The following is a 25,324-nucleotide window of genomic DNA, read 5'->3' on the forward strand; positions in this document are numbered from 1 at the left end:
TCAATATCCTTATTATCTCAGTAAGCCACTCAGCTGCTGCAAAATGTCCTGGGTCTGCGCGTTCAAGCGCAGCAGATAAAATAACCAGGTCGCAAGTAGTAGGGTGATACCGCCTACGAGCAAATGCTTAATGCCCAGGCGTTTTACTAAGCGGTAAGGCGAATGCTGGTTTCTTTTATCCAGATGCAATAGCGGGAAGGGACCATCCCCACGCAACTGGTGGAGTACGTGGTGTAAGCGACGAAATATATGTTCGAATTCGTCGTTGTTTTGCATACTGACTTTATAGCGACCACGAAATCCGAGCGAAAAACATAAGTACAGAAACTCAAGGAGATCGCGATATCGTTTCGGTTCGCCAATCAGCCTTTCAAGTAGAATATAAATCTTCTCACCGCCCCAGGTTTCATTATGAAAATGCACCAGCAGTGATTGTTTTACCCATTCGTTCTGGCTTGACCAGCCCTGCCCCAATGCCGCTTCATCAATGAAAGTACAAAGAACGTAACGAAACGAAATGATGGTTCCCGGCTCGTAGCCATGGTTCTGGAGTAGTTGCTCAATCGCACGAATATCGGTAACAACCTGACCAAAAAGATGGTCCGGTAATCCACGACTGCTCATGGTTTTTAGCCGTAACACCATGCCAAGAAGAGGGGTTGCTCCATCAATCATGGGATTCAGACTGTTGCCGCGAAGCGCCAGTCGATAATGGCGTTGGCTATCTTCATTGGTTTCATCAATGAAAATCGATGCTTCAGAGAGTTCGCTCACGGCGTTATCCTCTTATTGCCCAAAGCTGCAGATCCAGTTCCGGGAAATTCCCGGAGACGTGCAAAGCGATTCCGTTGTGACGCACAATTTCCGCCCAGGCGAGGCTGTTTTTATCCAGAGTGAAGTAGACATAATTGGCGTGATAAGGGATCTGGCGAGGTGCGGTGGAAAGCGGCACCAGTTGAACCCCCGGGACTTGAACGCTCACCACATTGCGGATTTTTTCCACCGAGCTGATTTTGGATTGCTGCACAAATTGGCGATGTAATGTTTCGTGTGGCATCTGCGCTTTCACCGCCAGCACAAAGGTCGCGGATTGCAGCAGGGTTGAATCATTGACGACGGCGGCATAAATGCCATCCATATAAGTAAGTGGCAGATTCATAGCGCGTGGTGCTAATACCGTACTTAGCGCTTTGCGCAATCGAGGCATTATCTGATGAAACGTTTCGGTCAGATTTTCCTGCTGATAAAAACCAAGCTTTTCGGACAGTCGGCTTTCTTCTGTGAAGGTCACAAGCTCGCCATATAATGAAATCAAATCGAGATAAAAAATCTCAGGATGTAGCCGAGCCAGCGCAGAGCGATGAGCGAATTTTGTCTGGTTTCGGTTAAACATCTGCAGCATCATAAATTCGGCAACATCGGCAATACCTTGTTGCGAAGGCGCGCCAATACGTTTTGCCAGTTCTTCGGCGCGGTTAGTGACAGAGGCGGTCACTTCCCCAAGATAACGCGTCAAGGCGGTGCTCGAATGAGTCGTCATGACGCTGGGAATAAATTCGGGATCTAATTCTAACATCCCATTGGGATGGCGTTCTTTAATGCGACATAAAGGGATCGTCACCCAGGAACTTAAATCTTCGGCTCCGCTCATCAGACAAGGAACTAATTGCCCCAGAGCGAGAGCGCTGGCATCTCCTTCATTAGTATGAAGATCGCGAACATCGCTGTAGTTAATACGATAACGTCCCGAAGATTGCCCTGCGCTATGCATTCCTTCAACTTCATTAATCACATCGCTAATGATTGGCAGAGCCAGATAAATTTCACGGCTAGCCGAAGTCTTCAACTCATTAATTAGCAGGGGAGCGGGAATAATATCCTGATCCGGAATGCTAAAAACTGTTCCATCGGACAGACATCCAATCGCTTTATTAATGCTGATTTTGCCATGCTTGAGTTGGGTTTCATCAATATCCAGATCGGTAAAACCCCAGTTGATATTACTCAGAGCCAGCAGATGATTCTGTAGAACATAATCGTTATGTCGTTGCTGTTGCTGAAAATGCTGAGGTTTAACAAATAAACCTTCCTGCCAGATGACTTTATTTTTCATGGTTGCCACGATCGTTATTCCTCTTTTTTTAATTCGATACTGCTGTCGCGCACATGTACCAGCAGGTGATAGGTATGTCCGATACCTTCAACAGATGTTATTTGCTTCCATTCGGTAATTTGATCATCCGCGAAATAGGCCACAACGCCGATATAGCGCGTTGCCGGATTCATTTTTATCTGCGGCAGCGTTTTAATAGTGTCGGGCAGTAAGCTGAAATCCTGGTTATCGATATAATTTTTCCCCAAAACCTCATCAAGCTTGGCACCAGCAATGAGATCAAAATCAGCTTCTTGCAGCTTCGAATCTTCACTCATATAAATAAGCTGAACACTTACCGGCAAACCCTCGCCACTTTCGTTGGAATTAGCGTTCGGCTCGGTCAGAAGTGTGACGACTAGTTCAGAAGGCTGCTCGGCGGCTTCACCCACTTTAATATTTGGATCGGCGATCACCTGGCCTAACTTTTTTGCCGTTTCGCATCCGCTAAGTATTCCTGTGATGAGACACAGAATTGCCATCGCCAGGGGCCATCTCCACTTCATAGTGCATCCGACTCCCGGTCTGACTGACGCAACACTCGGTCATAGACTTGTGCGTAAACCTCATTGAATAACCTTTCAAAACCAAGCTGCCGGCTTGAAGCCAGCTCATCGTAATAGTTGCAGTACATGCCCCATGCCCAGGCATCGTTCATCTCCAGACGTTGTTCGTGGCTGCGGCGGTACTGTGCAAAGCGCGTCATTAATTGATTAGGAGAAAAGGCTTCAAGCATCATGCGAAGCGCCTCAACGATGGCAGTTTGATTCGCCTGGTTGTGCAGTTTCATGTTGCGCAGGCTTTCAGCGACTGCGGCTGGAGCAGACAGATGCACCGGGCTTTTCCCATCGGCGAAGAGCACGTTCAGCGCACTCTCATAGCTCAAATTCAGGCGTAACGGATTATCTTCAAGCGGTCGTAAATGTTTATCAGAAAGGCTATTTTGCTGGTGTTGCAGATCTAACAACCCTTTAACCGCCGCTTGCAACGTGCGTCCAATCTCTTCCAGAAAATCATCAGCATTTTGCGAATTGTGCAGTGGAAGTGCATGTCCTAAGCCACGCATTAGCGGTGAGACGGCAACATGGTGGTAAGTCAGATCTATACTATCGTTGTGGTATATCTCTTCGTTCTCTTTACTACGTAAATTATGGATATCAGGCAAATCCATGAAATGGTTATCGATACCACCTTTACGGGGAGCATCTGACGCCGGCGCGGTAAGCGGGACTTGATGGCTATACTGCATAAGAGCAGGTTCATCAAAAGCAGAGAACGCTGCGTGTTGAGTTGTCAGACTCTCTTTCTGTAGGGCTGCCAGAGGGTCCGATGAAAAACCATTCACAACCGAAGGTGCGATTTCCCGGTAAGGCAGGGTGCTTTGGTAGCTTGGTTGCCCTTCTGTGGTCAGTAACGTTTCGGTTAACCGATCCTGGTTCATCACAATGGTTTCTGGCGTCGTATTTTGCAGATCAAAATCGGCGCCTTCGCCCAGATGAAACTGCGCTTTTATACGCAGGGCACCGATGCTAATTTCATCTCCCTGGCGCAAACGAATTAAACCAGTACTCTGAGTTACTGGTGCCTGATTTAGCTGTAAATTTCGCGTATGAACTTGCAAACAAAAAATACCGTCTCGCCAAACAACGGAACAGGCTTTTTCATTAATACTTTGCTTGTTGTCCTGTACAGCCCAGTAACACATTTCGGCATGGCCAATATCACCGCCTTCTGTCGTAAACAGGCATTTTGCTGCCCGGCCACTTTCCAGTTCATTACCATTCATAATCTGTAATGAAAGTGACGGCTGCTTTTTATCCTCTGCCATACTGCGCTCCGTTTATAAGGCTCTGGTTACGTTCTCACTGTGATTGTCACGTGAGGATACTGATTGGGTTGACCGAGAAAACTCGTCCATCCCAGAAGTGAATTTTGTTCATTGCCAAGCGTCATGCCGCCCACTTGCTGCGGGGCAATCCCTAGTCGTAGATCCCAGGCAAATTGGTCACGTAATACAAAGGCAACGAATAGTGTTAATGGCAGGAAGTTTTCACCGTTCGGTAAAAAAGAAAGAAATTGTTCTCGAGTGAGGTTATTAAGACATAACAAAAACTTACCGCCGCGATCTGGAATATGACCACCGATGGAGAAATTCTTACCCAGCACCGATTTTTCCTGATATTTATTGCTACCGCGCATGACACGGCTTCCCAATCTATTTTGTTGGTCGGGAGCAATATTCACTTTGCGTAATTGCCAGCCGTGTAATGTCACTTCTTCGTGATCAAAGCAGTGAGAAATAAGGCTACAAATAACTTCGGGTGAGCGGCCTGGATTAGCCATCGCCCCAGCATAGGCCAGCATTTTGCTGTGATTGATGGCAAGGCGATTGCGAATGCTTTCGCTACCCAATCCAACAAGTGAATACATACGTTGAGAAAAGGCATCTACACCGCCATTACGAAAGCAGGCGTAATAACGATATTTACGCCAAATGTGGTAGACGAATTGAGTCCATCGGTGGGAAAACATATCGAGAAAATCACCGAGTTTTTTTTCGCCTTGCGCAGAACTCCAGGCAAGATTGTCCAGATAATATCCTGGTAACGGAGACTGACTACCATGCAAACCCAGAAACGTCGTGGTCATAACAAACTGACCGGCTATATTGCGGGTAAGGGCTTGCACATCGCTTTTAGGAAAAGCAATGCTGGCATCCGCTTCAAATCGTAACACTTCATCCTTAGGTTCAGTTTGAAGTGAGATATCTTGATAGTTTTCGGTCTGTTTATAAATCGATTCAACGAGTGCATAAAAATTATAGCGACAGACATCGTGAAAAGGATTATTTACCGTTAAATCAGCGCGTGCTGACCTATTCTTTCCGGCCATTCGTAACACTCCTGATTATCGATATTGAAAACTTTTAATTCGTGGAAGCTATTTACGCTGGCATAAAGTGAAAAAAAGTGAGACAGCACAGTGCCCAATAAATAAAGCTCACCTTCGCAAACGAATGGTGTTTGGCGAATATAGATCGTCGAAGCTAGTCCTCGGATTGGAACACCTTTAAAAAGGTGATCCACAGGTTTGGTCTCAATTTGCTCAATTGCATCCAATTTTTGTTGAGATAATCGTGCTGCCTGCGGGTGCTGAATACCTGGCAAATCATACGTTCGAAGCACCTGCTTCAACGCATCAAGGTCTAGTAATGAAAGGTAGTTAAGACTCATATTCGATAACAAAGACCAATGCAGGCTTCCATCGAGAACAGGGTATAAAGGCAGTGACGGGCGAGTGACATTTCGGAAGGAGGAAACGGCAGGGTTTTTCCCTAAGGCACGATTAATATCACCTGCTTTTAGCTGAGCCGGTATATCTCTGTTCGTACACGTTAATTCGGCAGAAACGACTTCATATCCGTCACCGCTATATTCCCTTTCAGATAAGGTACCATCACCATGAACAAAGGAAATAAAATGCTCAAGGCCTTGATTGGAAAGCGATGTTTTGGATTTTACCCGATAGTATAATGCTTCTCGTTGCTGAGAATATTCCACCTGATGCTGAAAACTTTCAAAAGAAGAATAGGTGCGTATTGTCGATTCGACTACTTTTCCTCTATGATTATTATCATAACACCAACCACTCTCGACCCTATTAACTGAGAATATGTCGTAGCACTCAGATAGCCGATGGTGTGCTCTGAGTAAATAATCAGTTGTGGTATTATTCAATTCAATAGCCTCTGCACTTTGTGAAAAAAGATTCACTGCAGGTGCGCAATATAACCGGACTGAATCCTGCCGTAACTTTAAGTCGGGAGGCAAAGGTTTTGAAAAATGCAATCGGAGAGTAAATTTGTCTGCGATCGTCTCTGACGGTAATGAATGAATACCGCGAACATCGAAAAAGAAAAAGCTATCTAAATAACATAGATATTCTTGTAATATGCGATATCCGCTATAAACATTCTTCGGATACGGGAGTATTGCATCCTGTTTTTCAAAACCTACCGGAGTCAGTTTGAAATCAGGCAGACGAATGATCTCTTCACCTAAGACTAATTCTGCTTCTGTCATGTACTCGCAGAACCATAGATAGAGTTGATAGCGAGTATAATTATCATCATTACCTAACCAGACACGTATTTTGTCGAAATCCAGCGTACTGATATCCTGTGCTTTACCCAGAGCAAATGTTATATCAATCATGCCATGCTTGTGACTGCTACTGGTTGTGACATCATCAATGCTGATGGGTAATAACCACACGTCACGACTTAGCGTGAACACGCATTCGGGTAATGATTCTTCAGGGTGTTGATCGGTACTTATTCCTGTGGATTCATTTGATGCACTCATGACCTGTGAATCAGCGTTCACTAAAAATGCAGTGGTAACAGTTTTTGGATTGGGTATGTATTCAATGATTGTCATGCTCGGTGTTGGGCGCAGGTAATTTGGCCACAATAAATTGAGCAGACTATGAGTCAATTCAGGAAATTCATCTTCAATTCTGGATCGTAAATTACCAGATAAAAAAGCAAACCCTTCTAACAAACGTTCAACGTCAGGGTCAGCTTCTTTCTCTGCCAGAAAGGGAGCTAAATGGGGTTTTTCTTTGGCCAGTAGCTTTCCTAACTGGCGAAGATAATCCAGCTCTTCTCGAAAATACCTTTCCTCAAATGACATATAACTTAATCCAGATGGTAGTGATATTGGTTATCTAATTGCATATTAAATTCCACGACATCCTTGCGGCCATTAAAATCTAAATGCGCCACAATATGAAAATTAAGATCCATGGGGTTATATCCATCACTGCTTACAGCATGGACATCAGCTTGCCTTATACGCGGTTCGTAATTTTCAATACATTTCTTGATGGCTTCCTCGACCGTTTTTCGAAAATCTGCTGTTGAAGCCGTTGCGTCGTTTAAATCGATGACACCTAATTGCAATGTGCTTTGAGAACTGCCAGGTCTGGAATTAAGAATGCTGCGCAAGTTACGTTTAATCGATAATTGTAAATTCTCGATTTGCATTGAACGTGAATGACCTGACGAACCATTTTCAATACGCTCAAATAAGCTGGCTGATGCTTCTCTTTTCCGACCTGGCGTTATCATAATTATTCCTTGTCAAGCCTACCAACAAGAGATAATTCAAAGTTGGCGCCCATATATTTAAAGTGAGGGCGCACTGAAATGGCGACCTGATACCAGCCCGGCTCACCGTCAACATCCAATACATCAATTTTGGCTGCGCGTAGAGGTTTGCGACTGCGCACATCTGCTGGTGGATTCTCCTGATCGGCAATGTACTGTTTTATCCAGTTATTCAGTTCGCGTTCCAGATCATTACGAACCTTCCAGGAACCAATTTGCTCGCGCTGTAGCACTTTAATGTAGTGAGCCAGACGGTTGATGATGAACATATAGGGTAATTGCGTACCCAGCTTATAGTTGGTTTGCGCAATTTTGCCTTCCGGGGTGCCTGGGAATTTCCTTGGTTTTTGAACCGAGTTTGCTGAGAAGAATGCAGCATTATTACTGCCTTTACGCATGGTTAACGTAATAAAACCTTCTTCGGCAAGTTCAAATTCACGGCGGTCGGTGACAAGAATTTCGGTAGGGATTTTTGCCTGAGTCTGACCCAGTGCGTCAAACAAGTGTACGGGTAAATCATTCACTGCGCCGCCACTTTGAGGGCCAATGATATTTGGACACCAACGGTATTTAGCGAAACTATCTGTCAGACTACTTGCCAGCAAGAAGGCAGTATTACCCCATAAGTAATCTTCATGGCGATGACTGACATCTTCTTGAAAATTAAAGTTTTTAACAGGGTTTTCGATTGGAGAGTAAGGCAGTCTCAACAAGAAACGGGGTGCTGTTAGTCCCAGATATCGGGCATCTTCAGATTCCCGTAAGGCACGCCATTTTGTATAAGATGGGCCTTCAAAAATGGAGGAAACATCTTTGATTGTTGGCAGTTCAGTAAAGGATTTTAGACCAAAGAAATCAGGTGACACGGATGTCAGGAACGGGGCGTGAGCCATAGCTCCAACTGCGCTGACATAGTTCAGTAGCTTCATATCTTGAGCGTTATTGTTAAACGCGTAACTACCTATAATGGAAGCAATGGGTTCACCGCCGAACTGACCATAACCTGATGAATAAACGTGCTTATAAAATCCGGATTGAACAATCTCAGGAGCGAATTCGAAATCTTCCAACAGCTCTTCTTTAGTCGCATGCAGGATATTGATTTTTATATTTTCTTTGAAATCTGTCCGGTCAACCAGCAACTTCATAGAACGCCAGAATGACTCAACTTGCTGGAATGGCTCAGCATGCAAAATATTGTTCATTTGCTTACTTATTTTGCTATCCAGTTCAGCAATCATGCGGTCAACTGCAAGCTTATTCACAGGATCCTGGTGATTACCCGTTTGCAGAATACTGGTTACGAAAGCGGCAATACCCTGGCGTGCAACATCATAACCGTCAGACTCTGGCTGAATACGGGTTTGCGCCATAATCTCATCCAGAAGTGATGTTGATTTAGCAGCAGCTTCCGCTAAGGGCGCGGAAAGTTCTTCCTGTAACGACATGTTCAAAATCCTTCTAAAAATTATGCCTTATTGACGATATCTAGCTCTTTAAGGAGTTGGGCACGCGATTCTTCCTGATCCAGCAATGCCTGTAACTGGGTACGGAAAGCAGGAACATTCCCCATTGGCCCTTTTAACGCGACCAAAGCCTCACGTAACTCCAGCAACTTTCTGAGTTCAGGAACTTGTCTGGCGATATTATCCGGGGAGAAATCTTCGAGTGATTTCACGTCAAGCTCGATCTGAAGTTCTTCACCTTTCTTCTTGCTTAGGGCGTTGCCTACGCTAAAGTTCAGGTTGATCCCTGTCTCACTCATTACTGCGTTAAAATTATTTTTATTGATAGAAACTGTATTGCGTTCATCCAGCTGTGAATCTTCTTCACGGCCTTTCATATCGCCGACGACTAATAAATTTAACGGTAATTCAACTTCTGAATTTAATCCATCAGCTTTGGGAACATAACGGATGTTAATTCGCTCTTTAGGCGCGATGCTGCCGTCTTTATTGTTACTCATATTTACTTACCCTTGTGTTACGCACTTATTGGCATGCCTGGCATTGGTTGACTGGCGTTAGTTAATAAATAGATAGGGCTAATTTGTTGTTTGTTTGACTGATATTTCAGAATGGTTAACACTGAATGGCGGCTACGTTATCACTATAAGTCACTATTTTGTACAGATACAAAAGTACAGAAAACGACTTTTAATTATGTTTTTTTGTTGTGATTTTATGTTTGCAGCTGGAATGTAATGAGAGAACGTTCCTTTATTCGTCACTGTATTGTTTTTTCGTATACTTGAGAGGGTACTCATAGTTTTATAATTCATGAAGGTAGGGATACGGACATTGCTCTGTATTTTTGTTCTTTCGTCTTTTTGCTGGTGTTATTTTATCGCTGGTTTCGTTTTGTTTTGTTTGCCAGTTTAAAATTTTAAATGATGTAAATCACTCTAGTTCATTCATATTACTGATGTGTATGACGTAGTTGGCAAACCAAATGAATGTTAAGAAATCATCGTTGATTAATAGTGATGTTTATTACTTACAGGAGTTTTTCAATGCCAACCCCATGTTATATATCCATGAATGGTCAGACTCAGGGCAATATTACTGCTGGTGCTTTCACCGCAGAATCAGTCGGCAACATTTATGTTCAAGGGCATGAAAATGAAATGCTGGTGCAAGAGTTCCAGCATATCGTTACCGTACCTACCGACCCACAATCAGGTCAGCCTGCCGGGCAACGTGCTCATAAGCCTTTTATTTTCACCGTTGCGCTTAATAAAGCCGTACCCCTGCTTTATAACGCACTGGCGTCTGGCGAAATGTTGCCAACAACAGAACTGAAATGGTTCCGTACTTCTGTAGAGGGCAAGCAGGAGCATTTCTTTACTACCCGTCTGACAGATTCAACGATTGTGGATATCAATTGCCATATGCCGCATTGCCAGGACTCTACCAAACGTGAGTTCACGCAATTAATCCAGGTTTCTCTGGCTTATCGCAAAATTGAGTGGGAACACACCTCAGCTGGTACTTCTGGTGCTGATGACTGGCGTGCTCCACTGGAATCTTAATTCCGGGGTAAAAGTAATAACGTCCTGCATGCAGGACGTTATTTTTCCGTCTTACTGAAGGAGTATTTTATGGCCTCAGACGCCACCCGCTTTACCTTCATCGCCGGGCGTACTCCGGCGGACACCTTTGCGGTGGTGAACTTTAAGCTTCAGCAGTCCCTTTCCTCCCTGTTCAGTCTGGATATCACCGTCGCCTGTAACGACCCGGCGATTGGTTTTCAAAAACTCCTCGATGAATACGGGGTTCTCACCATCTGGCAGGGCGAGGTGATTAAACGCCGGGTGCGCGGCCTGGTCACCTTCTGCGAACAGGGTGACAGCGGCAAGCACCAGACGCTTTACTCGATGACGGTACGCCCGGAGTTCTGGCGCAGTTCGCAGCGGCAGAACTGCCGCAGTTTTCAGAACTACGATATTCGCTACATTTTTGACAAGTTGCTGAAAGAGATGCGTATCCGCACCCATGACGCCCTGTTCCGTCGTCCGCATCCGCCGCGTGAATTCTGCGTGCAATTTATGGAATCGGACTACGACTTCATCGCCCGCCTCGCCGCCGAAGAAGGTATTTCTTTCTTCGAGGATGAATATCTCGATGAAAGTGACCAGAAACTGACCTTCACCGATGACCGCACCAACCTGCGCGGCCTCGGGGCATTTCCGTATAACCCGAATGCCGCCTCTGAATCGTCCACCGAATGCATCAACACTTTCCGCCGCAGCGCGCAAATCCGCCCGGCAAAAGTCACCACCCAGGATTACACCTTCACCGCGCCGAACTGGCAGGCCCAGTACAAGGAAGAAGGCGCAGACCTGTCGTATCAGCGCCCGGACTATGAAGTTTTCGACTATCCGGGGCGTTTTAAAGACGAACAACACGGTGCCGATTTTGCCAAATATCAGGTCGAGGGCTGGCGCAATGATGTGGATTTTGCCAGCGGCACCAGCAACTCTCCACAGCTCCAGCCGGGGCGCTGGTTCACTCTCACCGACCATCCGCGTGAAGATTTAAACAGCCCGTGGCAGGTGGTGTCGTGCGAGATGACCGGCAACCAGCCGCAGGCGCATATCGGGAGTTCAGGCCAGGGCACCACGCTCACTAATCGCTTTCATGTGATCCCGGCCACCCAGACCTGGCGCCCGTCGCCGTTGCCGAAACCGCTGGTGGACGGCCCGCAAATCGGGATTGTCACCGGCCCTGCCGGGGAAGAAATCTACTGCGACGAACACGGGCGCGTGACGGTGAAATTTGCCTGGGACCGCTACAACAAAACCAACGAGGAAAGCTCGTGCTGGGTGCGCGTCTCGCAGGCGTGGGCGGGAACCGGTTTTGGTAACATCGCCATCCCGCGCGTCGGCCAGGAAGTGATTGTCGATTTCCTGAACGGCGACCCGGACCAGCCGATTATCACCGGACGCACCTATCACACCGCCAACCGCTCACCGGGCGACCTGCCGGGCACCAAAACCCAGATGGCAATCCGCTCGCAGACCTATAAAGGCAACGGCTACAACGAATTAATGTTTGAGGACCAGACAGGACAGGAATTGCTGTCGATGCATGCCCAGAAGGACATGAAGACAGTGGTGCTCAATAACCGTGACACTAATGTCAAAGTGGACCATACGGAAACCGTGGGTAAAGGGCAGACCGTCACGGTGGGCAAGAACAAAGAAGCGGGTCATGACCAGAAAGTGTCGGTGGCGAATGACCGTGAAGTGACAGTCGCTAACGATCAAAAGCACACGATTTCCAACGACGATAAAACTACTATCGAGAACAATCAGCATCTGGATATCACAAAAGATCGGCATAAAAAGATTGGCCAGAATCAGCACAATGAAGTCACAGGCGATGATCATGAAAAGGTTGGAAAATCGCAGGATATCAACATCGGTAAAGATTACACACTCACGGTGACAGATAATCTGACCATTACTGTGGGTGAAAGTATGCTGAAAATGACTAAGGACGGAACGATCACGCTGAAAGGGGTAAAAATATTAGTCGATGCCGATCAAGATATTAAACAGGTGTCGAACAAGGTGAATATTAATTAATGAACCTTGTAACAGAAATCGCCCCCAAGCTAGCAGAACAATATGCCGATATGTTGTCTTTGGACTTTCGCCGTCGTCATACCCTGCTTAATTCCTGGAACCATTTCGCTAATGATCTTTTGCTCTGGGATAAACGTCTGCAGACGTATATCGAAGGTTTGAAATACCTCAGAAAGGATGCTCGTATTTATTTTGACGGCTGGTCAAATTCTTTGCTAACTCGGGGAGACGTTTTTGCCATGGGCAGCTTTGCTTTTCACACAGATGACGCCCGATTATTGGAAAACAGTTTAAGTCTCATATTAGCGATGCCACATTTAATTCAAGTCGCCGAGTCTGTCATCGCATGGGCCCCAGCCAAATCAATGTTGTGGGAAACAGCATTTTCAAGCCCGACGATCCGCGTCATGGCGGCATATATCAGGAATGATCTACCGCATATCTCGCATTTAAAAGATGACGAAATCAGTCGATTAATGGCTTCTCCTGCTGCCATCCCAGGGTTGGTTAAAATGCTCCACCAACAGCAACATCCTGATTACTTTTCAATTATTACGAATTTGATTTCGACTGATAACCCGCAGACTCGACTGGGGGTTATCACTGCCATTCTCACTCATCATCTGCCCTACAGAGATTTAGCACCCGAGAAGCATTTATTAGATCTGCTAGCCCGTGATAATGAAATTGTTCGCAATAAGGCAATGCGACTTTATCTCTGTCACACCGACTCCGCATCACCGGATCGTATTATCAACCCCGGAGAGAATGTCGCCGACCAGCGCCTTTACCTGACGGCTTTGGGGTATTCCGGGATTGCCGCAAATATAGAAATACTAAAGCAATTCCTGGATAAACCGGAATACGCACGTCTTGCCGCGACGGCTATTGTCATGATTACAGGCGCAAGCCCAGAGAGTGCAGGATGGCTGAGTCAACATCCTCTCACAGGCATCACGAGTACTGACGATGACCCAGACGGTGCACTGAGTTGGCCCGAAAAATCAGCTTTTGAGTGTTGGTGGAAAAACCACTCTTATCAGTTTGATGCTTCAAAGGTTTATGTCGCTGGCAACCCAGCCACTAAACAAGGGTTGCAGCAAGTACTACAACATGGATGCCTGGCAGTACATCCCCTGGCAAAATCAAGATTGTGCCACCTGACCAGGGAATCAATAAATGAAGACTTTATTCCCACATTTTTTGGTTCTCATCACGACGCTCGCTGATAAATAAGGACAAATAGATATGTTAACCACCATGACCAAACCGATTGTGAAAGCTGAGAGTGAGGAAGGGAATGCGACTGATGAACTTATTTTCTCATCTGAAAAGAAGATTACGCTGCGCTGTGGAAAGTCGAGTATCACTCTTTATCCCAATGGAAAGATTACGCTAAAGGGTGAATATATTTTGAGTGATTCGGAAGGCATTAATCGCCTATCAGGCGGACGCGTCGATATTAACTAAGGATAGTTAACATGTGGAGCCTCAAAAATGAGACCCTTTACGCTGCTGAGCGAGGGTGGCACAGGGATATCAACGGTGCAGAGATCTGGGTGGTGGCAATCAAAGCAACCTATGCCATTAAGCCTGATGGTTCAGTCATTCCTGACGTGTCATTGCCCATCAATACAGGGGCCGTGATGTATTCAGACAGCGAAGAAATGCTGTATGACACCGATATGGGGCCAGAAAAAGAAGCGACAGATATCTTACTCAATGGCCATGCCTGGTCGCCTGAAAATAAAAAGGTCACTCATCTTTTCGTTGGAATGAAAGTCGGGGAAATCTGCCGTCTTGCCAGAGTGAATGGGCGACGAGTCTGGAATGGAGAGGATTATTCACCCTCAGAACGATTTACTAAAATCCCCTTACGTTACGGGCATATGGTTCACAAACTGCAGCAACAAACCGATGCCTGCAACCCTTTGGGTGCCCTGAGTTGGCACTATCGGTCATCGTAGTCGTGTTGTGTTCAGTGCTTGGCATGATATCTGCTCCCTAATAAAAACAGATGCTGACGGATTGTATGAAACCTTTGTTGCATGAACCGGGCCAGGTTTTATTTTTCAGCAAGCAGGCAGAATACAGAGGCGTTTAAGAGCGCTATCGGCGTATATTGAGGCTCTACGCGCTATTGCATCGTGTATGAGTTGTGCACTGATAGTGCAAAAAAACATTTTTATGCCCGGAAATGGTGCTGACCATCGGGGAGTAAATTAAAAGGAATGAGCATGACGAAACATTTGATTCAGGTTATCAACCCCAATACTAACGTGGCGATGACGCACACCATTGCGCAAGCGGCACGCAGTGTCGCTGCCCCTTCCAGCGAAATCATCGCGGTTTGCCCAACACAGGGTGTGGAATCTATAGAAGGGCATTTTGATGAAGCGGTCGCGGCTATAGGTGTGCTTGAGCAAATCAAACTGGGTAAAGAGCAGGGCGTGAGTGGCCATGTCATCGCGTGTTTTGGTGATCCCGGTTTACTGGCCGCGCGTGAACTCGCCAGCGGCCCGGTGATTGGCATTGCAGAGGCCGCTATGCACGTCGCGACTCTGGTGGCGACACGCTTTTCTATCGTCACCACGTTACCGCGCACCGTAATCATCGCGCGTCATTTATTACGCCAGTATGGGTTCGAGCACCACTGCGCCGCACTGCATGCGATCGATTTACCGGTGCTGGCCCTGGAAGATGGCACGGGTCTTGCTCAGATGAAGGTACGCGAGCGTTGTATACAAGCCATGAAAGAAGATAACAGCGGAGCGATTGTGCTCGGTTGTGGCGGGATGGCAAATCTAGCCCAGGAACTGACCGCTGAACTCGGCATTCCCGTGATTGATGGCGTCACTGCTGCGGTGAAAATGGTGGAGTCCCTCATCGCGCTTGGGCTTGGAACCAGTAAACACGGCGACCTTGCGTATCCGAATAAAAAGCCGTTATCCGGCTGTTTTGACATGCTGAGTTGATATTCTGGCTCGGCTCATAAGGAACCGAACCATGAATGAAGTACCGAAAACTAAAAACTATCACTTCACTGAAAACTACCCGCGTGACATGAAAGGTTATGCGGGTAAGCCACCCCATGCGCAGTGGCCGAATAATGCCCGCGTTGCTGTGCAGTTCGTTCTCAATTTTGAAGAGGGCGGTGAAAACCACGTTCTGCACGGTGACAGTGGCTCGGAACAATTCCTTTCCGATATCATAGGTGCTGCAAGTTTCCCCGATCGCCATATGTCGATGGATTCGCTCTATGAATACGGTTCTCGTGCCGGGTTCTGGCGCATCCATAATGAGTTCCAAAAACGCGGCCTGACCATGACGGTATTTGGCGTAGCAATGGCGCTGGCGCGCAACCCTGAAATTGTTGACGCGATAAAAGCGGCAGATTACGACGTGGTAAGCCACGGCTGGCGCTGGATCCACTATCAAAATCTGGATGAGGCAACTGAGCGCCAGCATATGCACCAGGCCATCGAAATCCTTGAAGATTTGTTCGGCAGCAAACCGCTCGGTTGGTACACCGGCCGCGATAGTCCGAACACGCGCAGGCTGGTGGCAGAAAATGGCAGCTTCCTTTATGACAGTGATTATTACGGCGATGACTTGCCATTCTGGAGCAAAGTCACCTGTAGCGATGGCTCGATAAAACCGCATCTGGTGGTGCCTTACACGCTGGATGCTAACGATATGCGCTTTGCGACTGCGCAAGGTTTCAATACCGCCGAGCAGTTTTACACCTATCTGAAAGACAGTTTTGATGTGTTGTACGAAGAGGGGGAAACGGCGCCGAAAATGATGTCTATCGGTATGCACTGCCGTTTACTTGGGCGGCCGGGTCGTTTCAGAGCGTTGCAGCGTTTTCTCGATTACGTGCAGCAGCATGATGATGTGTGGATTTGCCGTCGTCAGGAAATTGCCGAGCACTGGGCGAAGACGCATCCGTTTAGTGAATAGATAGTGAATAGATGATATGGCGGCGGGTGACGTTTCGTTTCCCGCCCACAGTCTCTAGCTCATCACGCTGACATGTGCTGCGACAATTCGCCAGCCATACGGAAATTTGACCCAGGTTTGCATCTGACGGCCAATTTTGTCGCTTCCTTCACGGGTGAATTCAGTGCTGGCAACGGCCATATCATCGCCGTAAGTGGTGATAGTCGTGTTTTGCAAAAGCCGGTCTAACCCTTGTGACGAACGGGCATTTCTGAACGCTCTTATCTCATCAATACCGTAGAGGTTTTCACTCGCACCAAAGCGAACGGTGCGGGGATCGGCCCAAAACAATTCATCTAAGACCGCAACATCGTTGCTGATCAACGCCTGTTCGTAGCGGTAAAATGCGGCACTCACCTCATTGACGATTGCCGGGCGATCGATATTGTCACGCATCATAGTATTTACCTTACCTGGTGAGTTTTCCCTACCAGCATACCCTGTATTTCAAGTAGATGGGCGGCTTGCAAGCAGATATCTTCCCGCCATGGCGGCGCAATCAGCTGCACGCCAATGGGATGCCCGCTTCCAGTCATTAACGGCACCGTAACTACCGGTAAACCGAGGAAAGAAATAGGCTGCGTCAGCATGCCCATACTGGCTTTGACAGGAAGATCAGCGCCGTTGATACGCATGGTTTGCTGACCAATCAGTGTGGCACAACGCGGTGTTGCCGGGGCGATAAGCAGATCATACTTTTCGAAGAGCGGCAGGGTATTATCGCGGAACCATGTCCGGAAGCGCTGCGCCTGAGTGTACCAGGCTGATGGCGTCATTGCGCCTGCTAAAAGGCGCTCGCGGGAATTGAGTTCGAAGCGTTCAGCATGTTTGCGCAAAGCAGGTAAATAATGGTTTCCCCCTTCCGCAGCAGAAAGCAAAAATGCTGCCGAACGGGCGAGTTCCGCTTCTGGCAAGGTAATACATTCCAGTGCTTCAAGCCGATGGGCGACGGTTGCGACCGCCGTTTTCGCGTCATCATCACACCAGCTATCAAAAAATCCCCCCAACACCGCACAGCGTAAACTCACCGTCTGCTTGAGCTTATCGGCGACCGGTTCAATGTTGCGGGCTGCCTGGAAATGATCGGCAGGATCAACTCCCTGGAGCGCATCATAAACCCGCGCCAGATCATCCACGCTGCGTGCAAGAGGGCCGATATGATCGAGACTGGCAACAAAAGGCTGGCTGCCGCTACGCGAAAGGCGGCCAAAAGTAGGTTTCAGGCCAAAGACTCCACATAGCGAAGCCGGAACCCGAATCGAACCATTGGTATCAGTGCCGAGGCTAAAGTTGACCATTCCAGCGGCGACGGCTGCGGCTGAACCGCCGGATGAACCGCCTGCAATTCGCGTCAGGTCATGGGGGTTTCGGGTTGCCCCGTAGTGACTGTTTTCGGTGGTAAACCCGTATGCGTAGGCATCCATATTCAGTGCACCTGAAAGCATCGCGCCGGTGGCACTAAGTTGTTTGATGGCGAAGGCGTCATCGTGTGCCACGGGCTGAGTACTAAAAAGCTCGGCACCTGCAAGCGTTGTTACATCTTTAATATCAAAGAGATTTTTTACGGCATAGGGCACGCCTGCCAACGGCGGAAGCGTTTCCCCACGTGAGCGTTTTTGGTCAATGGCTGCGGCTTCTTGCAACAAACGCGCTGAGGTGACTTCGGTAAACGCATTAATTTCAGGATTAGATTGCGCTATTTTGGCCAGCGTCAGGTGCGCCAGTTCCTGAGCTGAAAATTCGCCACCAGCTAACCCTTGCTGAATGTCGCGAATAGCAAGTGGATTCATAGTTTGTAAACCCCGGCGACTTCCAGGCGTTGTGGTAACGGGAAATCCATCAGCGGTTCAGCCAGCCCGGCCATGCGCGTCAGTTGCACTTCCAGTTCTTTACGGCGAGTTTCATCCAGCGGGACGTTAAGCAATTGCTCCATTATCTGAATGTATGCGGGCCAGTTGATGGTTTGTGATGTCATATCTTTCTCCTTAGAATCCTGCGGCGCTGCCATTGCTGCGTGGGTCGTATGCGCCTTCAAGCATGCCGTTGGTGTGGCGCACAATGGCACCTGCGTGACCCACTGCCTCGCTGAAATCTGGCAGCGCTTCGACTTCATGTCCCAGCTCACGCAGTGCGGCGAAAGTTTCTGGGCTGAATCGGCCTTCTAATTTCAGGCTGTCAGAGGCATGCCCCCATGTTCTGCCCAGCAACCAGCGTGGTGCGGACACCGCTTCTTGTAACGGCATGCCCTGAATCACATGGCGCGTAAAAATCGCCGCCTGCGTTTGCGGTTGCCCGTCGCCACCCATTGAGCCGTAAACCATGGTTCTGCCATCGGCAAGCCGTGCAGCTGCCGGGTTCAGTGTATGGAACGGTTGTTTACCGGGTGCCAGGCTTAACAGGCTATCTGGCTTGAGGCTGAACGCAGCCCCACGGTTTTGCCACAGTACACCGCTTTTAGGCAGCACCACGCCGCTGCCAAACTCGTGATAAATACTTTGAATAAACGACACCGCCAGCCCGGTGCTATCAATTACCCCCATCCAGACGGTGTCGCCAGGGCCTTTGCCTGTTCCCCAGTTGGCCGCTTTGGTGTCATCAATTTCTGCGGCAAGAGCGGTGAGCGGTGCATGCTCCAGCAAGCTTTGAATTGATGTGGTGATATGGCGTGGGTCGGTGATGTATTTATCGCGCAGCACGAATGCTTTTTTGGTGGCCTCAACGATGCGATGAACGGTTTGAGTTTCGTTGGCCTGCGCCATATCTAAATGGTCGGTTATCCCCAGAATCGCCAGCGAAACCAGGCCCTGCGTCGGCGGGGTCATATTATAAATATCACCCTGCTGGTGGCTAAGATGCAGAGGAATACGGCGTTTAGCACGCTGTGCCGCGAGATCCTGCAAATTTATCGGCATGCCTAAATCCGCTAACTCTTCGGCGATTAGCGCGGCTAACGGCCCACGATAAAAACTATCAAGCCCTTCCGCGGTCAGGCGCGTCAGCGTTTGTGCAAGACGTGGCTGGGTGAAGCGGCTACCCGCTCGGGGAATTTCACCGCGTTCTAAAAAGGTCTCGGCAAACCCGGCAATATTGACCAGTTCATCATATTTACTGTGCGTCGCCAGCGCCTGAGATTGCGTGACCGGAATACCGTCTGCCGCGTAGCGAATCGCATCGGCCAGTAAACGTGAGAGCGGCAGTTGCCCGCCGCCAAGCTGTGCTGCGATTTTTAACGCCTCATCCCAACCGCTGAGGGTTCCAGGCACCGTTAACGCGGATTTAGGTCCACGATGCGGGATAGCGCTTTCACCTGCGTAGAACTCCAGACAGGCGAGCGAGCCCGCAGCACCACTGGCATCAATCGCAATCGGTTCGCCTTCTGGCGGTACAATCAACCAGAAACCATCACCGCCAATGCCATTCATGTGGGGATAAACCACGGCGATCGTTGCCGCCGCTGCCACCATCGCCTCGATGGCATCACCACCATGGCGCAACACGGATAATGCGGTTTCACTGGCTAAATGGTGCGGTGTGACCGCCATGCCGGAAGGTGCCATATTGCTTTGCATCATCGTTTTATCTCTCAGAATGGAAGCCTGGGTAGAGAGCTAAGCAAGAGATGTTCCAGGTTGACTCGGTTAGTTTCACTGTGCCAGGCTCGAGTGAAACAAAAGTTACAGAGGTCATGATGAAACAATTAGATGAACGCCTAAGAGCGACATACGAGCAGCTTTCTCCTCAGGAACAGCGTGTTGCTGCGTTTATTGTCGATCATTTTGATGACCTGATTAGCTACAACAGTGCAGAACTTGCCCGCCTTTCGGGTGTATCAAAAGCCACGGTAAGCCGCCTGTTTAAGCGCCTTGGCTATGATCGTTATAAAGATATGCGTGCAGAACTGCGCACGCTACGCCAGAGCGGAATGCCGCTGACGGAAAACCGTGATGCGGTACAAGGTAACACGCTACTGGCGCGGCATTACAAGCAGGAAATGGCTAACCTGACACAGTGGGTGAACCTGCTGGATACGCAACAATTTGCCGAGGTTGTCACGGCGCTTAATACATCAAAACGGGTCTTTATCATCGGGTTAAGAAACTCATGGCCCGTTGCGATGCACTTGCGCCAACAGCTGTTACAGATTCGTAGCGATGTCTGGTTACTGCCGCAGCCCGGCCAGACGCTGGCTGAAGAGGTGGTGGACATTAGCGAGCACGATTGTGTTATTGCCATCGCTTTTCGCAGGCGGCCGCGCATCATCAAACCTTTGCTGGCAAATCTGCATAAGCGCCAGGTGCCGCTGCTGGTGATGAGTGAAGCGCAAGGTTCTGGCCTGACACCGTATTGCCGCTGGCATTTTGCCGCGCCACTCGACAGTGTTTCTGCCTTCGACAGCTACAGCAGTGCAATGAGCCTGGTCAATCTGTTATCTAACGCGGTACTGCACGAAGCATTAAGCACCGGTCGCCAGCGTATCCATCATATTGCGGAGTTGTACGCCGAATTTGATGAGCTGGAACAGCGCTAGCGCACTGAAATGGTGCGGCTGCACAGGTCGTGGGAACCATTGTGGTTCATTGCCGGGCTGTGGCCGCGCCAGTATTATCTGATTGCCAATGAAGAATGAAGCCGAAGATTATTCATATCCCTTGCTTTGCCATTGGGGTAAATGAGTGGCACATTAGTTGCAGCATGTTTATTAAAGAATCTTTTGTTTCATGAATGAATAAAAGGAAATTCCATGTTCGATATTCAGCACTTCACGCAAATTAATCCGCCACACCGTTTATTGATGGGGCCTGGGCCAATTAACGCGGATCCACGGGTATTGCGGGCAATGGCGAGCCAGTTGATTGGGCAGTATGACCCGGTAATGACTGGCTATATGAATGAAGTGATGGTGCTGTATCGTGAGCTTTTCCGTACGCAAAACCGCTGGACGATGCTGGTCGACGGGACTTCCCGTTCTGGCATTGAGGCTATTTTGTTATCTGCCATTCGCCCGGGTGACAAAGTTCTGGTACCGGTGTTTGGGCGTTTCGGCCACCTATTATGTGAAATAGCACGTCGTTGCCGTGCTGAAGTTCATACCATTGAAGTTCCGTGGGGCGAGGTTTTCACGCCCGACCAAATCGAAGATGCCATTAAAACGGTGAAACCGCGTTTGCTGTTAACCGTTCAGGGCGACACTTCAACCACGATGCTGCAACCACTGGCTGAGTTAGGTGACATTTGTCGCCGCCATGGCGTGCTGTTTTATACCGATGCGACCGCCTCGTTTGGTGGCAACGCGTTGCAAACGGATGCGTGGGGGCTGGATGCTGTTTCCGCAGGCCTGCAAAAATGCCTCGGCGGCCCGTCTGGCAGCTCACCGATAACCCTCAGCGCGCAAATGGAAGAAGTCATTCGCCGCCGTAAATGTGTGGAGGAGGGGATCCGAACTTCCGCGCACCAGGATGGCGACGACGAAATGATCTACTCGAATTATTTCGATCTCGGCATGGTGATGGATTATTGGGGGCCAGAGCGCCTTAACCACCATACTGAAGCCACCAGCATGTTGTTTGCCGCCCGTGAGTGCGCACGCATTATGCTGGAAGAAGGGTTGGATGTAGGGATCGCTCGCCATGAATTGCATGGCCGTGCGCTGGTGGCGGGGATTCAGGGCATGGGGCTGGAAACGTTCGGCAACCTGCAACACAAAATGAATAATGTACTCGGCGTGGTGATCCCGTCCGTTGTCCACGGTGAAGAAGTGCGCAAAATGCTGCTGGAAGATTTCCATATCGAAATCGGCACCTCATTTGGCCCGCTACAAGGCAAAATCTGGCGCATCGGCACCATGGGCTACAACGCGCGTAAAGATTGCGTGCTGCAAACGCTGACAGCACTTGAAGCTGTATTGAACCGCCTGGGCTTCAAAACGACGCAAGGTGCAGCAATGCAGGCAGCATGGGATGTTTATTCACAAGGAAAAAGCTGATGGTAAAACTTGTGATGAATGCCGCCGAGGCCAGCATTGCCGCTAAGCGCGTGATGCAGCGAGCGGATGAACTGGCGCAAATTAGCGAAACGCCAGGCCAACTTACCCGGGTCTATCTTTCGCATGAGCATCTGCGTGCTAACCATCTGGTGGCGTGCTGGATGGAACAAATTGGCATGACCACCTGGCAGGATGCGGTGGGCAATATCTGCGGGCGCTATGAAGGGAAAAGGGAAGGCGCTCCGGCCATTTTGCTGGGGTCACATCTGGATACGGTGCGCAATGCCGGGCGTTACGATGGCATGTTAGGCGTATTAACCGCACTGGAAGTTGTCGCCTTTCTCCATGAACACCAGCTTCAATTAGAGCAAGCGATTGAAATCGTCGGTTTTGGCGACGAAGAAGGCACTCGCTTTGGTATCACATTATTAGGCAGTCGGGGGCTAACCGGAAGCTGGCCTGGCAACTGGCTGGCATGTGTTGATGCTGCGGGAATTAGCGTTGCTCAGGCCCTGGCGAATGCGGGCTTTGACCCTGCGCGTATTCATGCGGCCCGGCGCAACCCGGAAGATTTCAGTGCTTATCTTGAGCTGCACATTGAACAAGGCCCGGTGCTGGAGCAGCAGGATCTTGCTCTGGGTGTGGTGACGGCCATCAACGGCGCGCGCCGTTTGAAATGCCGCTTTGTGGGTGAGGCGGGGCATGCGGGGACGGTGCCAATGAACATTCGTAAGGATGCACTCGCCGCCGCTGCCGCCTGGATGGTGTATGTCGAAGGCGCAACCCGCGCTTATTCCCCGGATATCGTGGCGACCGTGGGAACCTTGCACTGTTTACCGGGTGCCGCGAATGTCATTCCTGGTGAAATTCAGCTCACGCTGGATATTCGCAGCCCCGTGGATTCAAGTCTTGAAGCATTGCTGGAAAACTTATTAAGCAAGGCGCATGAGATTTCAGCCGAGCGTGGCATGACCTTCAGTGCTGAAACCTATTATTCGATTCCTGCCACACCTTGTGACGCCCGTTTGCAGCACCAGTTAACATCCGCCATTACTGCGGTGCAGGGGTTGAGTTTGTCACTGCCAAGTGGCGCGGGGCATGATGCAATTGCCATTGCCGAACAGTGGCCGGTAGGCATGCTGTTTGTGCGTTGCGACCGTGGCATTAGCCACCATCCGGCGGAGTTGGTTCTTGAGGCCGATGTTATGCAGGCCGTGCAGGCCTATGCGCAGGCTGTCGTTGCGCTGGCGTCGAAAAGTGTTTTAGCTGAATTTAACGATGCGCCTGTGCAGGACGCTCTGAGCCTTGTTGCCCCTTGTGTTGCGATACCCGCATGGGCTGAAAATGTCGTTGCCGCTCGTCCGTATTCGACCGTCGATGTATTGCAGCATTATGCTTCACAGCTCACTCATGAATGGGGAAGTGCTGAACTGGAACAGGCACTTTGTGCACATCCACGGATTGGTGAAAAAGCACAGGGCAGCGGCAAAGAAGCGGCTTTATCTAAAGGTGAGCAATCGGCTGTAGACACCCAAAACAGCGCGTTAACGCTCGCGCTGGCGCAGGGGAATGCTCAATATGAAGAGCGGTTTGGACGCGTGTTTCTTATTCGTGCGAAAGGGCGCAGCGGTGAAGATATTCTCGCTGAACTCCAACGCCGCCTGAACAATTCCCCCGCGCAGGAAGAAGTTGAAGCGCTGGAGCAATTACGCCAAATCACGTTACTACGTCTCGAAGGAGTCTTTGCCCAATGAGCCAGTTAAGTACTCATGTTCTGGATACCGCGTTAGGGAAACCGGCGGCTGATGTGGTGATTCGACTTGAGCAGCTGATTGATGGCCGCTGGGAGGCGTTAGCCCAGGGCGCTACAGATGCGGATGGGCGTCTAAAAGCGTTCTGCGAGGATTTGGCTTGCGGGCAGTATCGGCTGACGGCGGAAATTGGTTTGTACTTTGCCGTGACACAGCGGGAAACTCTTTACCCTACCGCGCAAATTGACTTCGTGATACCGCAAAACGGCGGGCATTATCACCTGCCGTTTTTGATTTCCCCGTGGTCGTGGTCGACGTACCGAGGGAGTTAAAGACTAAACGGATCGGCATCCTGCCATGCGGGGAACTTCTCGCGGTATTCTTGCAGTGCAATCAACGATAAATCGGCATCGAGGCGCATCGCTTGATGGGCTTCGCCATTCGCCAGAATTTCACCCTGCGGGTTAATGATCTTGCTGTCACCACGGTAATGATGGCCGTTTCCGTCGGTGCCCACGCGGTTGCAACCCGCGACATAGGCCTGGTTTTCAATGGCGCGGGCCACAAGCAAACTTTGCCAGTGCAGGGAGCGCGGGGCAGGCCAGTTAGCAACGTATAACGCCAGGTCATAATCATTGCGATTGCGAGAAAACACCGGGAAGCGCAAGTCGTAACAAACCTGCGGCAGAATGCGCCATCCACGCCACTCGACGATGACCCGCTCGTTACCCGCCTGGTAATGGTGGTGCTCATCAGCCATGCGGAATAGATGGCGTTTATCGTAGAAATGGACTTTGCCGTCAGGCTGTACCAATAAGAAACGGTTCACCGGCCCACGATCGGTTTGCAGCGCGGCACTGCCGGCTATCATGGCCTGAGTTTGCTGGGCTTTGAACTGCATCCAGTCAATCACTTCCTCTTCAGCAAGCGATTGAATAGCGGCTTCCATCGCGAAACCGGTAGTGAACATTTCCGGCAAGACAATCAGATCGCGACCATGAATAGTATCTAACTGCACATCGAAATGGCGCAAGTTTGCCCCGCCGTCCATCCAGACCAGCGGTTGTTGCAGAACGGTAATTTTCAAACCAGACACAATCGGAAGCCTCATGATAAGCAGTGTTTCATTCACTTTAGCATGAGTTAAGAATAAAAAACCCGCCGAAGCGGGTTTAGT

General features: G+C 49.2%; 25 protein-coding genes. 11 read left to right on the forward strand and 14 right to left on the reverse strand.

All coding sequences use genetic code 11. The features are described from left to right. Positions 1–12: 12 nt before the first annotated feature. From icmH to tssB, 9 genes are read right to left on the reverse strand one after another with little or no spacing between them, the layout of a single operon-like run. Positions 13–774: a type IVB secretion system protein IcmH/DotU gene (gene icmH / locus M977_RS14960; RefSeq protein ID WP_064516427.1), complete on the reverse strand. Its 762-nt coding sequence runs from the start codon at positions 772–774 to the stop codon at positions 13–15. A gap of 4 nt (positions 775–778) precedes the next feature. Next, positions 779–2,122 carry a type VI secretion system baseplate subunit TssK gene (gene tssK / locus M977_RS14965; protein ID WP_064516429.1) on the reverse strand — a complete coding sequence of 448 codons (1,344 nt, stop codon included), beginning with the start codon at positions 2,120–2,122 and terminating at the stop codon, positions 779–781. Positions 2,123–2,127: 5 nt separating this feature from the next. Then, entirely contained in the window at positions 2,128–2,658 is a 531-nt protein-coding gene (tssJ, locus tag M977_RS14970; RefSeq protein ID WP_064516431.1) for a type VI secretion system lipoprotein TssJ, read from the reverse strand. Then, positions 2,655–3,980, reverse strand: a complete 1,326-nt coding sequence (tagH, locus tag M977_RS14975; RefSeq protein WP_064516436.1) for a type VI secretion system-associated FHA domain protein TagH — start codon at positions 3,978–3,980, stop codon at positions 2,655–2,657. The genes tssJ and tagH overlap by 4 nt, the downstream gene beginning before the upstream one ends. A gap of 26 nt (positions 3,981–4,006) precedes the next feature. Further along, complete coding sequence (gene tssG, locus M977_RS14980) at positions 4,007–5,044, reverse strand: type VI secretion system baseplate subunit TssG (protein ID WP_064516439.1); 1,038 nt, start codon at positions 5,042–5,044, stop codon at positions 4,007–4,009. After that, on the reverse strand, positions 5,008–6,846 hold the full coding sequence (tssF, locus tag M977_RS14985; RefSeq protein ID WP_064516441.1) for a type VI secretion system baseplate subunit TssF: 1,839 nt from the start codon (positions 6,844–6,846) through the stop codon (positions 5,008–5,010). The genes tssG and tssF overlap by 37 nt, the downstream gene beginning before the upstream one ends. A gap of 5 nt (positions 6,847–6,851) precedes the next feature. Then, complete coding sequence (gene tssE / locus M977_RS14990) at positions 6,852–7,283, reverse strand: type VI secretion system baseplate subunit TssE (protein ID WP_064516443.1); 432 nt, start codon at positions 7,281–7,283, stop codon at positions 6,852–6,854. Positions 7,284–7,285: 2 nt separating this feature from the next. Beyond that, positions 7,286–8,770 carry a type VI secretion system contractile sheath large subunit gene (gene tssC / locus M977_RS14995; protein WP_064516445.1) on the reverse strand — a complete coding sequence of 495 codons (1,485 nt, stop codon included), beginning with the start codon at positions 8,768–8,770 and terminating at the stop codon, positions 7,286–7,288. Positions 8,771–8,790: 20 nt separating this feature from the next. Then, on the reverse strand, positions 8,791–9,288 hold the full coding sequence (gene tssB, locus M977_RS15000) for a type VI secretion system contractile sheath small subunit (protein ID WP_064516447.1): 498 nt from the start codon (positions 9,286–9,288) through the stop codon (positions 8,791–8,793). Between the two features lie 546 nt (positions 9,289–9,834). Between tssB and M977_RS15005 the strand changes: the two genes are divergently transcribed. The 7 genes from M977_RS15005 (at position 9,835) to puuE (ending at position 16,374) form a co-directional block, all read left to right on the forward strand. Then, positions 9,835–10,353 (forward strand): Hcp family type VI secretion system effector, encoded by a 519-nt coding sequence (locus M977_RS15005; RefSeq protein WP_064516449.1) that lies wholly within the window; start codon positions 9,835–9,837, stop codon positions 10,351–10,353. A gap of 69 nt (positions 10,354–10,422) precedes the next feature. Next, positions 10,423–12,411 carry a type VI secretion system tip protein TssI/VgrG gene (gene tssI / locus M977_RS15010; protein ID WP_064516452.1) on the forward strand — a complete coding sequence of 663 codons (1,989 nt, stop codon included), beginning with the start codon at positions 10,423–10,425 and terminating at the stop codon, positions 12,409–12,411. Continuing rightward, positions 12,411–13,640, forward strand: coding sequence for a hypothetical protein (locus M977_RS15015; protein WP_064516454.1), 1,230 nt, complete (start codon positions 12,411–12,413; stop codon positions 13,638–13,640). Before tssI ends, M977_RS15015 begins: the two co-directional genes overlap by 1 nt. A 19-nt stretch (positions 13,641–13,659) precedes the next feature. Beyond that, on the forward strand, positions 13,660–13,881 hold the full coding sequence (locus M977_RS15020) for a hypothetical protein (RefSeq protein ID WP_064516456.1): 222 nt from the start codon (positions 13,660–13,662) through the stop codon (positions 13,879–13,881). An 11-nt stretch (positions 13,882–13,892) separates the two neighbouring features. Continuing rightward, entirely contained in the window at positions 13,893–14,378 is a 486-nt protein-coding gene (locus tag M977_RS15025) for a DUF2169 domain-containing protein (RefSeq protein WP_064516458.1), read from the forward strand. A 270-nt stretch (positions 14,379–14,648) separates the two neighbouring features. Next, positions 14,649–15,386: an allantoin racemase gene (gene hpxA, locus M977_RS15030; protein ID WP_064516461.1), complete on the forward strand. Its 738-nt coding sequence runs from the start codon at positions 14,649–14,651 to the stop codon at positions 15,384–15,386. Positions 15,387–15,417: 31 nt separating this feature from the next. Continuing rightward, positions 15,418–16,374, forward strand: coding sequence for an allantoinase PuuE (gene puuE, locus M977_RS15035; RefSeq protein ID WP_064516464.1), 957 nt, complete (start codon positions 15,418–15,420; stop codon positions 16,372–16,374). 54 nt (positions 16,375–16,428) lie between these two features. Here the strand turns inward: puuE and hpxZ are convergent, their stop codons facing one another. From hpxZ to M977_RS15055, 4 genes are read right to left on the reverse strand one after another with little or no spacing between them, the layout of a single operon-like run. Then, on the reverse strand, positions 16,429–16,812 hold the full coding sequence (gene hpxZ / locus M977_RS15040; RefSeq protein WP_034461580.1) for an oxalurate catabolism protein HpxZ: 384 nt from the start codon (positions 16,810–16,812) through the stop codon (positions 16,429–16,431). Between the two features lie 5 nt (positions 16,813–16,817). After that, on the reverse strand, positions 16,818–18,203 hold the full coding sequence (locus tag M977_RS15045) for an AtzE family amidohydrolase (protein WP_064516466.1): 1,386 nt from the start codon (positions 18,201–18,203) through the stop codon (positions 16,818–16,820). Further along, positions 18,200–18,346 (reverse strand): oxalurate catabolism protein HpxX, encoded by a 147-nt coding sequence (gene hpxX, locus M977_RS15050; RefSeq protein ID WP_374941760.1) that lies wholly within the window; start codon positions 18,344–18,346, stop codon positions 18,200–18,202. The genes M977_RS15045 and hpxX overlap by 4 nt, the downstream gene beginning before the upstream one ends. Positions 18,347–18,398: 52 nt before the next feature. Next, complete coding sequence (locus M977_RS15055; protein ID WP_064516470.1) at positions 18,399–19,985, reverse strand: gamma-glutamyltransferase family protein; 1,587 nt, start codon at positions 19,983–19,985, stop codon at positions 18,399–18,401. A 116-nt stretch (positions 19,986–20,101) separates the two neighbouring features. On the opposite strand from M977_RS15055, the gene M977_RS15060 reads away from it, so the two are divergent. The 4 genes from M977_RS15060 (at position 20,102) to uraH (ending at position 24,479) form a co-directional block, all read left to right on the forward strand. Beyond that, on the forward strand, positions 20,102–20,941 hold the full coding sequence (locus M977_RS15060) for a MurR/RpiR family transcriptional regulator (RefSeq protein ID WP_064516749.1): 840 nt from the start codon (positions 20,102–20,104) through the stop codon (positions 20,939–20,941). Between the two features lie 213 nt (positions 20,942–21,154). After that, complete coding sequence (locus tag M977_RS15065; protein ID WP_064516472.1) at positions 21,155–22,396, forward strand: pyridoxal-phosphate-dependent aminotransferase family protein; 1,242 nt, start codon at positions 21,155–21,157, stop codon at positions 22,394–22,396. Then, positions 22,396–24,150, forward strand: coding sequence for an allantoate amidohydrolase (gene hpxK, locus M977_RS15070; protein WP_074392040.1), 1,755 nt, complete (start codon positions 22,396–22,398; stop codon positions 24,148–24,150). The genes M977_RS15065 and hpxK overlap by 1 nt, the downstream gene beginning before the upstream one ends. Beyond that, on the forward strand, positions 24,147–24,479 hold the full coding sequence (gene uraH / locus M977_RS15075) for a hydroxyisourate hydrolase (RefSeq protein WP_064516473.1): 333 nt from the start codon (positions 24,147–24,149) through the stop codon (positions 24,477–24,479). Before hpxK ends, uraH begins: the two co-directional genes overlap by 4 nt. Here uraH and M977_RS15080 read toward each other — a convergent pair. Then, positions 24,476–25,243, reverse strand: coding sequence for an amidohydrolase (locus tag M977_RS15080; protein WP_064516475.1), 768 nt, complete (start codon positions 25,241–25,243; stop codon positions 24,476–24,478). The two genes, uraH and M977_RS15080, sit on opposite strands and share 4 nt — an antisense overlap. Positions 25,244–25,324: the final 81 nt, after the last annotated feature.

The sequence above is a fragment of the Buttiauxella gaviniae ATCC 51604 genome, from assembly GCF_001654835.1.
Taxonomy (GTDB): domain Bacteria; phylum Pseudomonadota; class Gammaproteobacteria; order Enterobacterales; family Enterobacteriaceae; genus Buttiauxella; species Buttiauxella gaviniae.

Excerpts from the sequence above, each read along its gene's own strand:
- tssJ (WP_064516431.1), bottom strand. The coding sequence starts at position 2,658 with ATGAAGTGGAGATGGCCCCTGGCGATGGCAATTCTGTGTCTCATCACA.
- tagH (WP_064516436.1), bottom strand. The coding sequence starts at position 3,980 with ATGGCAGAGGATAAAAAGCAGCCGTCACTTTCATTACAGATTATGAAT.
- tssG (WP_064516439.1), bottom strand. The coding sequence starts at position 5,044 with ATGGCCGGAAAGAATAGGTCAGCACGCGCTGATTTAACGGTAAATAAT.
- tssF (WP_064516441.1), bottom strand. The coding sequence starts at position 6,846 with ATGTCATTTGAGGAAAGGTATTTTCGAGAAGAGCTGGATTATCTTCGC.
- tssE (WP_064516443.1), bottom strand. The coding sequence starts at position 7,283 with ATGATAACGCCAGGTCGGAAAAGAGAAGCATCAGCCAGCTTATTTGAG.
- tssC (WP_064516445.1), bottom strand. The coding sequence starts at position 8,770 with ATGTCGTTACAGGAAGAACTTTCCGCGCCCTTAGCGGAAGCTGCTGCT.
- tssB (WP_064516447.1), bottom strand. The coding sequence starts at position 9,288 with ATGAGTAACAATAAAGACGGCAGCATCGCGCCTAAAGAGCGAATTAAC.
- M977_RS15005 (WP_064516449.1), top strand. The coding sequence starts at position 9,835 with ATGCCAACCCCATGTTATATATCCATGAATGGTCAGACTCAGGGCAAT.
- tssI (WP_064516452.1), top strand. The coding sequence starts at position 10,423 with ATGGCCTCAGACGCCACCCGCTTTACCTTCATCGCCGGGCGTACTCCG.
- M977_RS15015 (WP_064516454.1), top strand. The coding sequence starts at position 12,411 with ATGAACCTTGTAACAGAAATCGCCCCCAAGCTAGCAGAACAATATGCC.
- M977_RS15020 (WP_064516456.1), top strand. The coding sequence starts at position 13,660 with ATGTTAACCACCATGACCAAACCGATTGTGAAAGCTGAGAGTGAGGAA.
- M977_RS15025 (WP_064516458.1), top strand. The coding sequence starts at position 13,893 with ATGTGGAGCCTCAAAAATGAGACCCTTTACGCTGCTGAGCGAGGGTGG.
- hpxA (WP_064516461.1), top strand. The coding sequence starts at position 14,649 with ATGACGAAACATTTGATTCAGGTTATCAACCCCAATACTAACGTGGCG.
- puuE (WP_064516464.1), top strand. The coding sequence starts at position 15,418 with ATGAATGAAGTACCGAAAACTAAAAACTATCACTTCACTGAAAACTAC.
- hpxZ (WP_034461580.1), bottom strand. The coding sequence starts at position 16,812 with ATGATGCGTGACAATATCGATCGCCCGGCAATCGTCAATGAGGTGAGT.
- M977_RS15045 (WP_064516466.1), bottom strand. The coding sequence starts at position 18,203 with ATGAATCCACTTGCTATTCGCGACATTCAGCAAGGGTTAGCTGGTGGC.
- hpxX (WP_374941760.1), bottom strand. The coding sequence starts at position 18,346 with ATGGAGCAATTGCTTAACGTCCCGCTGGATGAAACTCGCCGTAAAGAA.
- M977_RS15055 (WP_064516470.1), bottom strand. The coding sequence starts at position 19,985 with ATGATGCAAAGCAATATGGCACCTTCCGGCATGGCGGTCACACCGCAC.
- M977_RS15060 (WP_064516749.1), top strand. The coding sequence starts at position 20,102 with ATGAAACAATTAGATGAACGCCTAAGAGCGACATACGAGCAGCTTTCT.
- M977_RS15065 (WP_064516472.1), top strand. The coding sequence starts at position 21,155 with ATGTTCGATATTCAGCACTTCACGCAAATTAATCCGCCACACCGTTTA.
- hpxK (WP_074392040.1), top strand. The coding sequence starts at position 22,396 with ATGGTAAAACTTGTGATGAATGCCGCCGAGGCCAGCATTGCCGCTAAG.
- uraH (WP_064516473.1), top strand. The coding sequence starts at position 24,147 with ATGAGCCAGTTAAGTACTCATGTTCTGGATACCGCGTTAGGGAAACCG.